Source organism: Synechococcus sp. MIT S9509, assembly GCF_047303035.1.
In the GTDB taxonomy this organism is placed as follows: Bacteria; Cyanobacteriota; Cyanobacteriia; order PCC-6307; family Cyanobiaceae; genus Synechococcus_C.
On sequence record NZ_CP138940.1, the window covers coordinates 1,426,096 to 1,439,179 of the forward strand.

Annotated in this window: 17 protein-coding genes and 2 tRNA genes; 9 read left to right on the forward strand and 10 right to left on the reverse strand. The window is 59.1% G+C overall.

The features are described 5' to 3' along the window. Nucleotides 1-22 precede the first annotated feature (22 nt). A complete protein-coding gene (locus SIB73_RS08270; RefSeq protein ID WP_413406035.1) occupies nt 23-466 on the forward strand; it encodes an NfeD family protein in 444 nt (147 codons plus the stop codon). A gap of 3 nt (nt 467-469) precedes the next feature. Here the strand turns inward: SIB73_RS08270 and SIB73_RS08275 are convergent, their stop codons facing one another. Genes SIB73_RS08275 through ebsA form a run of 3 tightly spaced genes read right to left on the reverse strand, consistent with a single transcriptional unit; the run spans nt 470 to nt 2,571 of the window. Then, nucleotides 470-982, reverse strand: coding sequence for a DNA recombination-mediator protein A (locus tag SIB73_RS08275; protein ID WP_413406033.1), 513 nt, complete (start codon nt 980-982; stop codon nt 470-472). A gap of 54 nt (nt 983-1,036) precedes the next feature. Next, complete coding sequence (locus SIB73_RS08280) at nt 1,037-2,146, reverse strand: phosphotransacetylase family protein (RefSeq protein ID WP_413406031.1); 1,110 nt, start codon at nt 2,144-2,146, stop codon at nt 1,037-1,039. A gap of 29 nt (nt 2,147-2,175) precedes the next feature. Further along, nucleotides 2,176-2,571, reverse strand: coding sequence for a type IV pilus biogenesis protein EbsA (gene ebsA, locus SIB73_RS08285; RefSeq protein ID WP_413406029.1), 396 nt, complete (start codon nt 2,569-2,571; stop codon nt 2,176-2,178). A gap of 20 nt (nt 2,572-2,591) precedes the next feature. On the opposite strand from ebsA, the gene SIB73_RS08290 reads away from it, so the two are divergent. Then, nucleotides 2,592-3,362 carry an SDR family oxidoreductase gene (locus SIB73_RS08290; RefSeq protein WP_413406027.1) on the forward strand — a complete coding sequence of 257 codons (771 nt, stop codon included), beginning with the start codon at nt 2,592-2,594 and terminating at the stop codon, nt 3,360-3,362. On the opposite strand, the gene map is transcribed toward SIB73_RS08290, so the two are convergent. Continuing rightward, entirely contained in the window at nt 3,343-4,182 is an 840-nt protein-coding gene (map, locus tag SIB73_RS08295) for a type I methionyl aminopeptidase (protein ID WP_413406025.1), read from the reverse strand. The two genes, SIB73_RS08290 and map, sit on opposite strands and share 20 nt — an antisense overlap. Before the next feature lie 60 nt (nt 4,183-4,242). Between map and SIB73_RS08300 the strand changes: the two genes are divergently transcribed. The 6 genes from SIB73_RS08300 to gltX all read left to right on the forward strand — a co-directional run bounded on the left by SIB73_RS08300 (nt 4,243) and on the right by gltX (nt 7,389). Beyond that, a complete protein-coding gene (locus SIB73_RS08300) occupies nt 4,243-4,566 on the forward strand; it encodes a PepSY domain-containing protein (protein WP_413406023.1) in 324 nt (107 codons plus the stop codon). A gap of 33 nt (nt 4,567-4,599) precedes the next feature. After that, nucleotides 4,600-5,067 (forward strand): 50S ribosomal protein L19, encoded by a 468-nt coding sequence (gene rplS, locus SIB73_RS08305; RefSeq protein ID WP_413406021.1) that lies wholly within the window; start codon nt 4,600-4,602, stop codon nt 5,065-5,067. 61 nt (nt 5,068-5,128) lie between these two features. Beyond that, nucleotides 5,129-5,201, forward strand: a tRNA-Trp gene (locus tag SIB73_RS08310). Between the two features lie 36 nt (nt 5,202-5,237). Then, a complete protein-coding gene (locus tag SIB73_RS08315) occupies nt 5,238-5,426 on the forward strand; it encodes a hyperconserved protein Hcp (RefSeq protein WP_006043540.1) in 189 nt (62 codons plus the stop codon). A 434-nt stretch (nt 5,427-5,860) separates the two neighbouring features. Next, nucleotides 5,861-5,934, forward strand: a tRNA-Asp gene (locus SIB73_RS08320). A 21-nt stretch (nt 5,935-5,955) separates the two neighbouring features. Next, complete coding sequence (gltX, locus tag SIB73_RS08325; protein ID WP_413406019.1) at nt 5,956-7,389, forward strand: glutamate--tRNA ligase; 1,434 nt, start codon at nt 5,956-5,958, stop codon at nt 7,387-7,389. On the opposite strand, the gene SIB73_RS08330 is transcribed toward gltX, so the two are convergent. Genes SIB73_RS08330 through wecB form a run of 4 tightly spaced genes read right to left on the reverse strand, consistent with a single transcriptional unit; the run spans nt 7,333 to nt 10,465 of the window. Then, the gene (locus tag SIB73_RS08330) at nt 7,333-8,592 is read right to left on the reverse strand and encodes a cation:proton antiporter (RefSeq protein WP_413406017.1); all 1,260 of its coding nucleotides are present in this window, start codon (nt 8,590-8,592) and stop codon (nt 7,333-7,335) included. The two genes, gltX and SIB73_RS08330, sit on opposite strands and share 57 nt — an antisense overlap. After that, a complete protein-coding gene (locus SIB73_RS08335; protein ID WP_413406015.1) occupies nt 8,582-8,827 on the reverse strand; it encodes a hypothetical protein in 246 nt (81 codons plus the stop codon). Before SIB73_RS08335 ends, SIB73_RS08330 begins: the two co-directional genes overlap by 11 nt. Further along, nucleotides 8,824-9,384 (reverse strand): DUF1643 domain-containing protein, encoded by a 561-nt coding sequence (locus tag SIB73_RS08340; RefSeq protein ID WP_413406013.1) that lies wholly within the window; start codon nt 9,382-9,384, stop codon nt 8,824-8,826. Before SIB73_RS08340 ends, SIB73_RS08335 begins: the two co-directional genes overlap by 4 nt. Then, on the reverse strand, nt 9,353-10,465 hold the full coding sequence (gene wecB / locus SIB73_RS08345; RefSeq protein WP_413406012.1) for a non-hydrolyzing UDP-N-acetylglucosamine 2-epimerase: 1,113 nt from the start codon (nt 10,463-10,465) through the stop codon (nt 9,353-9,355). Before wecB ends, SIB73_RS08340 begins: the two co-directional genes overlap by 32 nt. A 153-nt stretch (nt 10,466-10,618) precedes the next feature. On the opposite strand from wecB, the gene SIB73_RS08350 reads away from it, so the two are divergent. After that, nucleotides 10,619-11,743, forward strand: coding sequence for a type IV pilus twitching motility protein PilT (locus tag SIB73_RS08350; RefSeq protein WP_413406325.1), 1,125 nt, complete (start codon nt 10,619-10,621; stop codon nt 11,741-11,743). 11 nt (nt 11,744-11,754) lie between these two features. Here the strand turns inward: SIB73_RS08350 and SIB73_RS08355 are convergent, their stop codons facing one another. Together SIB73_RS08355 and tsaD are read right to left on the reverse strand one after the other, a co-directional pair. After that, entirely contained in the window at nt 11,755-11,949 is a 195-nt protein-coding gene (locus SIB73_RS08355) for a high light inducible protein (protein WP_413406010.1), read from the reverse strand. 38 nt (nt 11,950-11,987) lie between these two features. Further along, the gene (tsaD, locus tag SIB73_RS08360; protein WP_413406008.1) at nt 11,988-13,058 is read right to left on the reverse strand and encodes a tRNA (adenosine(37)-N6)-threonylcarbamoyltransferase complex transferase subunit TsaD; all 1,071 of its coding nucleotides are present in this window, start codon (nt 13,056-13,058) and stop codon (nt 11,988-11,990) included. Nucleotides 13,059-13,084: the final 26 nt, after the last annotated feature.

The following is a 13,084-nucleotide window of genomic DNA, read 5'->3' on the forward strand; positions in this document are numbered from 1 at the left end:
TAAGGCGAACAACCCACCAGACATGCCACCCCTTTGGAGTCCTTTGATCTGGTTGCTCGTGGCGGGAGCACTGCTGGTCGTGGAGCTGGTGCAGCCGAGTTTCGATGGCCTGATGTTCGCTGTCTTCGCCGGTCTTGCCTTGTCCGTGCTGACGGCCCTTCTGCCGCTCCCGGCCTGGATTCAGATCATCCTCTTCAGCCTCATCACGGTGCTGGGAACACTCTGGCTGAGCCGCTGGTCTGCGAGGCGCAACCCAAGACCCGGGCATCGGCGGTTGAAGGAGGACACCGCAGAGGTGCTGGTGACGATTGAACCTGGGGGAGAAGGCAGGGTCCGCTGGCATGGACAAAGCTGGGCCGCCAGCTCTCTGGATGTGGAGACCCCGCTTCAGGCAGGAGATTATGTGCTCGTGATCAACCGGGAGGGCACCAGACTTCAGGTTCTGCCGACTCCCCCGACGCCCTGAGCGTCAGTCGAAGAACAGCAGGCTGACGACCTTCCCCATGTCCTCGGCGTTCCGGCAGCTCGACAGCAGTGTCTCGCTGTCATGGAAAGCCAGACAGATCAGCTGGTCACAACGGCTGATGATGTCCTGATTGCAGAGACTGCTGGCCATCGGCAGAGGCAGATCATCATGTTCAGGCTTCTCGATCAGATGCAGAACACTTTCAAGCTGATCACGGATCTCAGGCCCTTGGCGACTGAGACTCTGCGGCAGAAGGACCGTGAGCTTGGAGGCATCCACAGCCAGAACGCCTCGAATCACGGCTGCATTGACTCCCTGCGCTCCTGATGTCACCAGAGAGTGACCTTCCTGAGCGAGCGACCGGGCAATCAGCTCGATCAGATGGATCGCGACCACAGGAACATGGCGGCTGCCGAGAATGGCAATTCTCCGAGCTCCCTTGTCCTGGAGCAAGGCCAATTCCTGAGCGAGGGTGTCAACCCTGTCGATTGCAGGAAGATCAAGAGATCGGCTCAATGACTACCTGCGGGCTTTACCAGACGCTAGCAGCGGTGAACCCTGTCGGGACCATCACTTTGAGCTGATCGCGAGGTGCTCAAGTCCCACGGCGCTGAGCAGGTCTGCAAGCCGGCAGTGTTCCTCCACAAGCCGGAAGGCATAAGTCGCTTTCACCGCTTCGTGCAGACGCACATGACCGAACGCCTGTTCGATCACTTCAACGGTGCCGAGTGTGTCCTGCTCGACCTTGAGCAATGGCACCTCCAGTTCATCCGCTCGACTGATCAGCTGAGGGAGTGGATCTCCCGCGCCCGTCAGAATCAGACATTGAGTGGATGCCTCCAGAGCAGCCAGCTGGATATCGGTGCGGTCGGCTCCTGTGACAACCGCCATGTTGCGGCGCCTGCGGAAGAACTCCATTGCTGAGTTCACGTTCATCGCCCCGATGCTGAGCGTCTCGACCAGCAGGTCAAGCTTCTCTCTGCAGCAGATCACCCTTGCATCGAGCCGACGCACGAGTTCACCCACCGTGACGCTGCGCAGCAGCGGGGAACGGGGCATCACACCGAACACCCTGATGCCGAGCGCAAGGAGTGACGGCACGACATCACGTTCCAGATTTTCCACATCATCGGGAGTGACGGCGTTCAGCACCACTCCACGCAGTCGATCACCCAGCTGTTGACTGGCGGCCAGCAACGCATCGACGCTGCGACTGTCTTCCCAGAGGTGAACGAGCACTACCGGTGCATCGAGATCGCGGGCCAGTTGCACCAGACTCAGCCCGTAGAGCAGACCCTCATGGAGATTACCGGCGGCTTCCAGCAGGGTGACACTGTTCTCTGACTGTTCAAGACTGGTCCTGAGGTGCTCGAGACCCTCCCCGGCTGCCAAGGTTCCCTTGGCAAGACGTTGCTGTGCAGTCTCGGGAGACAGGAGATGGAGAGAGGGGATGAGGTCCTGATGGGGCAGACCGAGAGTCTCTCCAACAAAACGGACATCGTCATCGATCAACGGTGAAGGCAGAACTCCTTGATCGGACTCCCAGTCCAGGCTTGTGGCAAGCGGTTTGCCGAAAAGGACCCGAATGCCTTCCGAGCGCAGATGTCTTGCGATCCCCAGCACCAGGGCGGACTTACCGCTGAAGGGTTCACAGGATCCGATCAGCAGCGTTGAGCCCATCCGGAAGGTCTGAGGTTGATGCCTTCAATTTAAGGGGAGCGATCCTCCCCAATCCGATCAAGCAATAACCACCGCCAGAAGCTGTCTGGCAGGTCCCTGCGACCTTCCTCCGAAGCCTGCATCAACCAGTCCAGCAGTTGATGCGCCGGGCATTCGAACGAATAACGTTGCCTGGACTGTTCCTGAAAATGCAACTCACAGCGACACACCTGTAACGGAGCACTGGCCGGGCTCCAGCTCAGCACGTACCGGTGGGGAAGAGCATCACCGCGGGAACGCTCACCTTCAAACAGGCCCAGCGGAAGCTGATCAAGAGCATCTCGCAACGCCTGCTCTCGACGAAGCCCGCCGCAGTATGCAGCGAACAGCGCCTGTTGAGCGTCACCGGACGGACTGGACAAGGTCATACCGTCGAGCTGTTCCAAGGATGCACCAGTTCACTGCCATGGCCCAGCCAGTGCCAAGGACTTCTGCCCCAACCTCCGTCGCAGGGAGCTGGGTGGGACGAAGAGTGGGAATCACAGGTGCAGGTGGAGCCCTGGGCCGTGCCTTGACGCGCCGCTTGAGAGAGAAGGGCGCCTGGGTTGTCGCCCTGAGTCACCGCCCAAAGCCAACGGAACAGAACAGCCAGAGCGGGCCCCAGGAGTGGATCTGCTGGAGCTGCGGACAGGAGGAGAAACTGGATTCCACGCTGAGTCATCTCGATGTGCTCGTGCTCAACCACGGCATCAACCCTGGAGGAGATCAGTGTCCAGAGAGCCTGAACATGGCCCTCGAGATCAACGCTCTCAGCCAGTGGAGGCTTCTGCAGCGCTTTGAGCAGGTGGAGAGAGACCTTCCACAACAGTCACGTCCACCGGAGCTGTGGGTGAACACATCGGAAGCCGAGATTCAACCGGCACTGAGCCCTGCTTATGAATTGAGCAAGCGCTTGATCGGCCAGCTCGTGAGCCTGCGCTGGAGTGCGCCGCGTCAGCAGCGGAACGGACTTCCGAAACTGCGCAAGCTGGTGCTCGGACCATTTCGTTCGGATCTCAATCCAATCGGTGTGATGTCAGCTGATTTCGTGGCAGAACAGATCCTCTGGCAAGCCGAGCTGGGCCTGCCACTGGTCATCGTGTCTCCCAATCCACTCACTCTGCTGCTGATGCCACTGATTGAGCTTGGACGGCTGACCTACAACAGAGTTTTGTGGACTAATCGCCACGGTCAGTGAGGATCTCGCATCCGTCGGAGGTCACTACAATTGTGTGCTCCCACTGAGCGGAGAGGCTGCCGTCGCGGGTGACCACTGTCCATCGGTCCCGGAGCGTGCGGCAGGCCTTGCTGCCTGCATTGAGGATCGGCTCAACAGCAAGTGTCATGCCTGGACGCAGCTTGACGTTCGGCAGAGCATCCGTTCGGAAGTTGAACACTGAGGGCTCCTCGTGAAGATTGCGGCCGACACCATGTCCCGTGTAGTCCTCAACGACGCTGAAACCTCCTTGATGGACGCGGTCCTCGACGGCACCGGCAATGTCCAGCAGCGTGTTGCCGGAGCGAATCTGAGCCAGCCCTGCCATCAGGGACTCTTGGGCAACTCTGCTGAGGTTCGAGGCCTCATCGGTCACTTCACCAACACAGATGGTGACGCAACTGTCCCCGTGATAACCCTCGTAAAACGCCCCTGTGTCCACCTTGAGCAGATCCCCAGCGCGTATCACCTTTTTATTGTTGGGGATGCCGTGCACCACCTCATCATTGATGCTCGAGCAGATGCTGGCGGGAAAGCCGTGGTAACCCTTGAAGCTTGGAGTCGCCCCCATTTCCCTGATGCGCCGCTCGGCATGGGCATCAAGATCGGCGGTGGTCTGACCGGGTTCGACCATCTCCATGATCTCCCGCAGCACTGTTGCCACGATCCGACTGGCCTTGGCCATGATTTTCAGCTCTCTCGCCGATTTGATCTCAACCCCACGACGCTGCTGAATGCGAGGGCCGGTGGCGGTCACGCTGCCGGTTTTGGTCGAGGCAAGCAGATCAGCGAACAAGTTCATCGGTGAATCCTTCGGGCAGTCCCGACGTCCTCCTGTCACGCTATCAATGGTGACGAGCTAATGCCGGTGGCTCTCTGGATGGCACGACTGCGGCGCTGGCACAGCAGGGTGGCGCCTCTGGTTCTCCTGCCGCTGATGACCACGGTCGTCACGGGCCTGAGCTACCGGGTGGCACGGGACTGGTTCGGTGTGAGTCGGGACAGCGCCCATTGGCTGATGAGCCTGCACGAAGGCGAATGGCTGGGGCCGCAGCTTGAGCCGGTGGTGGTGGTTCTCAACGCAATGGGCGTTCTCTGGATGTTGATCACCGGCGGGGGAATGATGGTGCAGTCCTGGCGAAACGCTTGGAAGAAACGCTCAGTCGACGGTGGGTCGGCAGGTTAAGGTGGTTGTTTGGCGTGATTACCCGGAGCAGGGATGGCAGCGGATCAGAAAGACACATCTGCGAATGACGGCGCGGATACGGTTGTCACAGACACTGAGAAAGAGTCCAAGAAGACTGCTGCTCCAGCTGCCAAGGCTGAACGCCTCAACCCTTCTGATCTGATCAGAGAGTTTGAGCAGGCGCAACAGAAAACCAACCTTCCTGATATCTACGTCGGTGACACTGTTCGGGTCGGCGTCCGCATCAGCGAAGGCAACAAGGAACGGGTGCAGCCCTATGAAGGAGTGGTGATCGCCAAGCGTCACGGCGGAATCAATCAGACCATCACGGTCCGTAGAATTTTTCAGGGCATCGGCGTGGAAAGAGTTTTTATGCTGCATAGCCCTCAAGTTGCCTCCATCAAGGTGGAACGCCGAGGTAAGGTACGTAGGGCGAAGCTTTTTTATCTGCGGGAACGGGTGGGCAAGGCCACCCGCGTCAAGCAGCGCTTCGATCGCTGAGGCTCAGGCCTCGTTCAATCCAATGCCATCGCCTTTGTGATGGTCGGGGGTACATCGCCTTGCGCCGTTAGTTCAGTTGGTAGAACGCAGGTCTCCAAAACCTGATGTCGGGGGTTCAAGTCCTCCACGGCGCGTCCGATGCCCCCTTCTGCAGTTTCCTAGTTTCGAGCATGGAGTTGGATCTTCAACCTGGTGATGTGGTCAAGGTCCTCGAATCAGCCGCCCTCGGCTGGGTTCGCGCCCGGGTCATTCGCGTCAAATCCGGTGGCCGTGTAGTCGTGCAGAGCGACCAGGGTCGCGAGTTCACTGCACGTGGCAATCAGGTTCGTCTGATTGAACCTGCAGGTTTCCGTCCCTGAATTCCTGGGTTCAATCCCTTCACGAGTTATCCAGACCGGTGGCTGAGGTCACCGGTTTTTTATGTCTCCCCGAATGCTGCCACCGGGGGATCGTTTTTAGTCTCTGTTCAGTGCCGCAAGTCTGATCAGAACGGTTGGCACGCTCTGAAGCACTCAAAAGTCTGCGGTTTCCGCTCAATTCAACATGCAGCAGGGGCTTTCAACCTCTGCTGATCGAGAAGTGAAATTCGATTCAATGCACGCAGATCTCAGGCGCTCACCCGTGGCCAGGACCCATGGAAAACAAGTTGTGGCCCCTTCTGGAGCGAAAGGATTCTGAACCCGTTGATCGCGCGTATTGACGGAGGGCAGGGCAACAGTCGATACTTTCGAAGTCGCGAGAGTGACGCAGATCCGATTCCAACGGACGAGCACCGTCGATCTGAATCCGATCTGGGACCGTAGTTCAACCGGTTAGAGCACCGCCCTGTCACGGCGGAAGTTGCGGGTTCGAATCCCGTCGGTCCCGTTCTTCATCCCGAGCCACACCATGGTGCGTGTTCGTCTGGCCCCAAGTCCAACGGGCACACTCCATATCGGGACGGCACGAACAGCTGTCTTCAACTGGCTGTATGCCCGTCATGAGGGAGGTCAGTTTCTGCTGCGGATTGAGGACACTGACAAGGAGCGCTCCAAGTCGGAATTCACCTCCAACATTCTTGATGGTCTCTCATGGCTTGGAATTGACTGGGACGAAGAACCCACAATTCAGAGCGAGCGGGTCGAAGAGCACCGTTCAGCCATCCAGACGCTGCTTGACAGCGGCCTTGCTTACCGCTGTTACGCCAGCGAAGAGGAACTCACGTCCATGCGTGAGGTTCAGAAAGCACAGAACCAAGCACCTCGCTACGACAACCGGCACAGAAATCTCACAGCGGAACAGGAAGCGTCCTTCCAGGCCGAAGGCCGTGAGGCGGTGATCCGCTTCCGGATTGATGACGATGCAGTGATCCAGTGGCGTGACCTTGTTCGTGGACCGATGCAATGGCGCGGAGCCGATCTCGGCGGTGACATGGTCATCGCACGACGTGCTCCAGCGGACCGAATCGGAGACCCTCTCTACAACCTTGTCGTGGTCGTCGATGACGCTGCCATGGCGATCACTCATGTCATCCGTGGCGAGGATCACATCGCCAACACGGCCAAGCAGCTTCTCCTTTACCAGGCGCTTGAACTGGCCGTGCCGGTCTTTGCCCATACACCTCTGATCCTCAATGCCGAAGGTCGCAAACTCTCCAAGCGGGACGGCGTCACGTCAATCAATGATTTCCAGTCCATGGGGTACACCGCGGAGGCGATCGCCAACTACATGACCCTGCTGGGCTGGTCGGTTCCCGAAGGCATGGAGGAGCGCTTCACCCTCACGCAGGCAGCCGAGGTGTTCAGCTTCGATCGGGTGAACAAGGCCGGCGCACGTTTCGACTGGGACAAGCTCAACTGGCTCAATGCACAGGTTCTGCATGGCCTCACACCCCAGCAATTGCTGGACGACCTCTCACCGCTCTGGCGCCAGCAGGGATGGAGCCTTCCAGAGGATCAAAGCTGGGGCGTTGCCTTGTGCGAACTGCTGGGGCCCTCTCTGACTCTGCTGAAGGACGGCATTGACCAGGCACAACCCTTTTTTGTTTGCCCTGAGCTTGAGAGCGATGGTCTCAAGCAACTTGAGGTGGATGGAGCCAGGGACGCGATTGCTCAGCTTGTGAAATCGCTCGAGAGTGATCCATGGACTGGCATTGAAACCGCGACGGCACAAGCACTGCTGGCCGATGCAGCGAACAAGGCAGGTGTGAAAAAGGGCGTGTTGATGAAATCATTGCGTGCCGCCCTGCTGGGCCGTCTGCAGGGACCGGATCTGATCACGACCTGGTCATTGCTGGCCAGGGTCGGACAGGATCTGCCCCGTTTGAAGCGCTGCCTCCCCTGACTCTTCCGGCTCTGATTGAATCAGCCCCAAAACCCGTGCCAGTGGCTGTGCCGTCAGTCCCTGAATGCCCACAGTCATCAGAATTGTGAGAAACACCAGGCCCTGAAGTCGTCCTGCTCCGAGAATCCCTGCCTGTTCAAGGCGAATCGAGAAAAGAGAGGCCACGGCAGCCGTGACAATTCCCCTGGGAGCCAGCCATCCCATGAATAGGCGTTGGCGCCAGTCAAGTGGCAATCCGATGGTGGCGACACCAACTGCGGCCGGGCGCACCAGCAGCATCAGCACCAAAACACAGCTGACACCACCCCATCCGAGTGGACTGAGTTCAGCCCAGGACACATCAGCCGCCAGCAGCGGGAAGAGCATCGTGATCGCCAATCTGGCCAGTTCGCGAATGAGCTCTTCGAGCTCAGCCGCCTGCGTTGATGGGCGACGACCCACCACAACGCCTGCAGCAACCGATGCCGGCAGACCGGATTCAGGTAGCAGCCATTCGCAGATGGCGAACATGAGGAACAGAACACCCAGAGTCAGCTGCAGCCGCAAGCCCACGGCATGCTCTGAGGGCAAACGTCTCAACAGCTCGGCAAGCAGCAATCCAACAACGATGCCGATCAGCACCCCACCACCGAGGCGAGACAGCAGCCCAATCGCCAGGCCCCTCCAACCGTAGAGATCGCCAAGCAGCAACTCAAGCAGCAGGAGTGCAAGAACGGCTCCCACGGGCTCGAGCACCAGTCCCTCCGCTTCGAGTACGTCCCCAAGAGGAGGAGCCAGACGAATCTGCTGCACGATCGGCGTCACAACCGTGGGCCCCGTTCCCAGAACGATTGCGCTGTAGACCGCAGCCACGGACCATCCCAGGCCGGCGAGCCAGTGAGCCGCAAGGATGCCTGCTCCCAGAGACAGCAGCAGACGCAGCAGGGAAATTCTCAGCACGGTCGCCTTGATGGTGTCGCCCGGCAGACGCAGATTCAGACCGCCATCAAACAGAACGAGACTGACCAGCAGTCCAACAGTGGTCTCAAGGCCTTCACCCAGATCCAGAGGCTCCACAAGGCCGAGACCGGATCGCCCGATCAACAGTCCTGACAACAGCAAAAGCACCACTCCAGGCAGTCCCGAGAGGGCTGCGAGCAATCGAGCACCTGCACCGGCAAACACCGTGATGCCCCAGAGCAGTCCAAGCCTCTCAGGCGTCATCGATGGATGCGAATTGCGGTTCCACACGCACGCCGATCACCGCTTCGGGGCGGATCACCAGATATTCACCTTCGAGATCACCGAGCGGGATATTCACAAAGGCCTGACCGCTCCCACCGCTGACCAGTCCTTGATACCAATCCTGAAATGTCTCAAGAGTGGGGAAATGCACCACCTCTGTCTGACCTCCTGAAAGGTGAAGCGAAATCTGGTAGCGGCGAGGGGTACGTGTCATCTGCGAACCGTACAGGCCCAGGGGGAAAGAGGGATCCCTCCTGCGACATAAAGCGGGTGGCGAGGCTGACCGCTGCGGGTCGTGCCGATTACCAGGGGAGGAGCCCCCTGAGACCGAGAAGCCAGAACTTTGGTGAGCATCATCACCACCTGCTTGTCTCTGTGATGCAGAGAACCCGCCTCACCCCAGCCAAGCCAGAGGTCCCATGCAGGTGATCGGGACCATCTTTCAAACCAGCTGATCAGCACACGGTCGGTTTTCCGGCCGACAGGATCTGCGCAGTGTCGCAAGCCACCCGGTGACGGTGTGACCCTCCCGAACAGATTGAGAACCACCAGCTGGTGATAGCCCCAGTCCCGAGCGAAGTTCCTCAATCGCTTGAGTGTTGGGTCGTCACGAGACCCATCGGCCAGGGAAGGATTGAGGCCTACAAACAGGAGCAACCTCGATGGTCCATCCAGTGGAGAGAGGGGAATTGGACGGTGCAGGAGCCAGCGGTAACGGCCGCAGGGACTGAAAACGGCATCAGCCGTTGAGCAAGGTGAGTGAAGCTTCAAGGATCCTGCCGCTGGCTCGACCATCTCCGAACGGGTTGACGGCCCTGGCCATCTGGTCATAAGCCCTCGGATCATCGAGGAGGTGTGAACACTCTCTGACGATTGCGTCAGAGTCTGTTCCGACCAACCGCGCAGTTCCGGAGTCAACCGCCTCGGGGCGTTCCGTTGTACGGCGCAGAACCAGGACCGGCTTCCCGAGAGCGGGAGCTTCCTCCTGAAGACCACCGGAGTCGGTGAGCAACAGGGTGCACCCTTTCATCGCCGCAACAAGCCGGTCATAGTCAAGGGGTTCGCTGAGCACGACCCTCGGGTGGTCACCGAGCAAAGCACGGAGAGGCTCCCGAACCGTGGGATTGCGATGCAGAGGCAGCAGCAGAACGGTGTCTGGATGAGTGTCCAGCACCTCAAGCATGCCCGCCGCAATGCTGTTCAGCCGTTCCCCCCAGTTCTCCCGCCGATGGACCGTGGCGAGAATCACACGCTGGTTCAACCAGTCGATGGGCAGATCAGAAAGAGCGGGGACCTGCTCAGCCATGCGCAGAAGAGCATCGATGACCGTGTTACCGGTGACCATCACACGACCGACCACACCGGAAGCGTTCAGATTGGCTTCCGAGCGCTCGGTGGGAGCGAAATGCAACTGGGAGACCTGGGAGATCAGGCGCCTGTTGGCTTCTTCCGGGAACGGATCGAGAAGATTGTCCGTGCGCAGACCAGCCTCCACATGACCGACGGGGATCTGCTCGTAAAACGCCGCCAGAGCAGCGGCGAAGGCCGTTGTGGTGTCTCCTTGAACCAGCACCAGTCCTGGAGGAAAAGCCTGGAAGTCATCCCTCAGCCCCTGCAGAGCTGCACAGGTGACGTGGGTCAGCGTCTGACGAGGGGCCATCAGATCAAGATCATGATCGGCTTTAAGACCAAACAGATCCATCACCTGGGTGACCATCTCACGGTGCTGTCCGGTCAGAACAACCCTTGTCTCAAGGGCCTGACATCCCTGGAATTCCTGGATGACGGGGGCAAGCTTGATGGCTTCCGGACGGGTGCCAAGAACAATGGTGACGCGGGGCCTGCCAGCCATAAACCCTGGGTTGGTGGCTGAATCTTAAGCGGCTTTCACAAACCTCCCAGCAAGCCTTCACCTGCCGGTGCCCAGCATTGGCGAAGCTGAGGCAAGAGGAGAGCGAACAGCGTGAGTCAACCGATCTTTCCACCAGGCTTTCCCTCGGGAACACTGACTCCGGTTCGCCATGCCGCAAGGGTTGAGGAGCCGATCAGCTCGCTGCCTGAGCGGACGCCGAGTCTGGAACAAATCGTGCGCATCGCCCATGAGCAGGGACATTCCGATGTCCATCTCGGAGTCGGAGAAGCACCCAGATACAGAGACCGCGGCGAGATGCTGTCAACCGATTGGCCGCTATCCACCCATCAAGTTTTTCAGGGATGGCTCCAGGAAATCCTCTCTCCGCAGCAGATCGATGATTTCAATAGGAGCAAGGAATTTGACGGGTCCCATGCGTTCCCATTCGTTCGTGTACGCATCAACCTTCTCGACTCCCTGCGGGGCCCTGCGATGGTGCTGCGACTGATCCCGCAGACGATTCTCACGCTCGAGCAGCTGCAGCTGCCGAAAGTTCTCCAGGATCTGTCCTCAAAGCCGAAGGGACTGGTACTGGTGACTGGACCGACCGGTTCCGGAAAGAGCACCACTCTCGCCGCGATGATCAACTGGATCAATCGTCATCAGAAACGCCATATCCTCACCATCGAGGATCCGGTTGAATTTGTTCACTCCAGCCAGCAGTCACTGATCCGTCATCGGGAGGTGGGAATTCACACCCTGAAATTCCACAATGCTCTGAAGGCGGCACTTCGAGAGGATCCCGACGTGATCCTCGTGGGTGAAATTCGCGACAGAGAAACGCTGAGTACCGCACTGGAGGCTTCCCAGACAGGACATCTGGTGTTCGGAACATTGCACACCAATTCAGCTGTGAAGACTGTCGAACGAGTGCTTGGCTTGTTTGCTCCTGAAGACCAGGACAGCGTTCGCCGCTCCCTTTCTGAATCATTGCTGGGGGTGATCTCCCAGGGATTGATCCGAACCACTGATGGCAAGCGTGCCGCCTATCACGACATCCTGATCAACAGTGAGGCATGCAAGGACTACATCCAGCGGGGAGCCCTGGATGAGGTGGAAGAAATCATGGAGCGAAGCGGGTTCGATGGAATGATCACCACCAATCAATCGTTGTTGAAACTGCTGGAGAACAATCGCATCGAAGCGAGCGATGCACTGGCTGCGAGTCCGAGGCCGAACGAACTCGATCAGGCCCTGCGGGGAAGGGGTGGGGTGTGACGCCCCGGTCCTCAGGCGGCTGGGGCACTGGCTGCGGACACCCTGATCACGAATAGAATCCCGAGTGAGACAGACAAACCAAGCATTGCGAGCCTGCCGTTCCAGATTTCAGCCTGAGGGGTGAATCCCCTGCGCCAGGCGTTCAGCTCACCGGAACCGACCTCTTCAACGTTGCTCTGCTGTCGCGTCTCAGCCTTGGTCGACATCACCCTGTTGCATGTCGCGACACCCTATGCACTGCAGCTCAGAAAGGCGGATTCGATTGATACAGAGGCGCGCAGTTTTCGAGAGCCCAGCGTGCTGAAACGCCAAGAGCCAGGGAACTGGAGATGGCCTCTGATTTCAGACGTCCAAGCGCGGCTGCAGCCACCATCGCTGCGTTGTCGGTGCAATAGCTGAGTGGTGCCAGGTGCACCTCTACCCCCTGTTCAACACCTTTTAGATGCATGCAGTCACGCAAGCGTTGATTGGCAGCCACGCCGCCCACCATCACCAGTGTCGAGAGGTCTAGATCGTTGCAGCATCGAAGGCTGCGATCAACCAGCACATCCACAACGATCTGCTGGAAGCTGGCGGCCAGATCAGCCACAGGCAATGGCTCATCCCAGCTCCCGCACGCCTCCACCTGACGAAGCATCGCCGTTTTCAGACCACTGAAAGAGAAGTCGTATGGGTAGAACCCCCCTCCGGGTTTCGAGACACGACCTTTCGGCAAGGTGAAACGAGCCACATCACCCCCAGCAGCCGCGGCCTGGATCGCGGGACCTCCTGGATACTCAAGTCCCAGCAGACGGGCCACCTTGTCAAAGGCCTCACCGGCGGCATCGTCATGACTGCGCCCAAGACGCTCCAGCGCTCCTGTTGCATCGACACGGATCAGTTCAGTGTGCCCGCCGCTGACCAGCAGAACGAGATAGGGCGGCTCTGGAGGGGACAGTGCCAACCGAACCGAAGCAAGATGGGCTTCAAGATGATGAACGGCGATGAACGGTCGGCTGTGAAGTGCCGCCAAAGTGCGCCCCGTCATCGAACCCACCATCAGTGCTCCCACCAGACCAGGGGTGACGGTGGCAGCCACAGCATCGAGTTCACGGATCGACAGGCCGGCGTCATCGAGCGCCTGATCGATCAGGTGAGGCAGGGCTTCCACATGCCTGCGTGAAGCGATCTCCGGCACCACACCACCCCACTGGGCATGCTCCTCGATCTGTGAAGCAATCCGGTGCGCCAGCACCCGCAGCCGACAGTCGCTCTGCTCCACAACCGCTGCGGCAGACTCGTCACAACTTGTTTCGAGGGCTAGGACCTTGGCCATGCAGGTCAACAGCTTCCACTACTGTC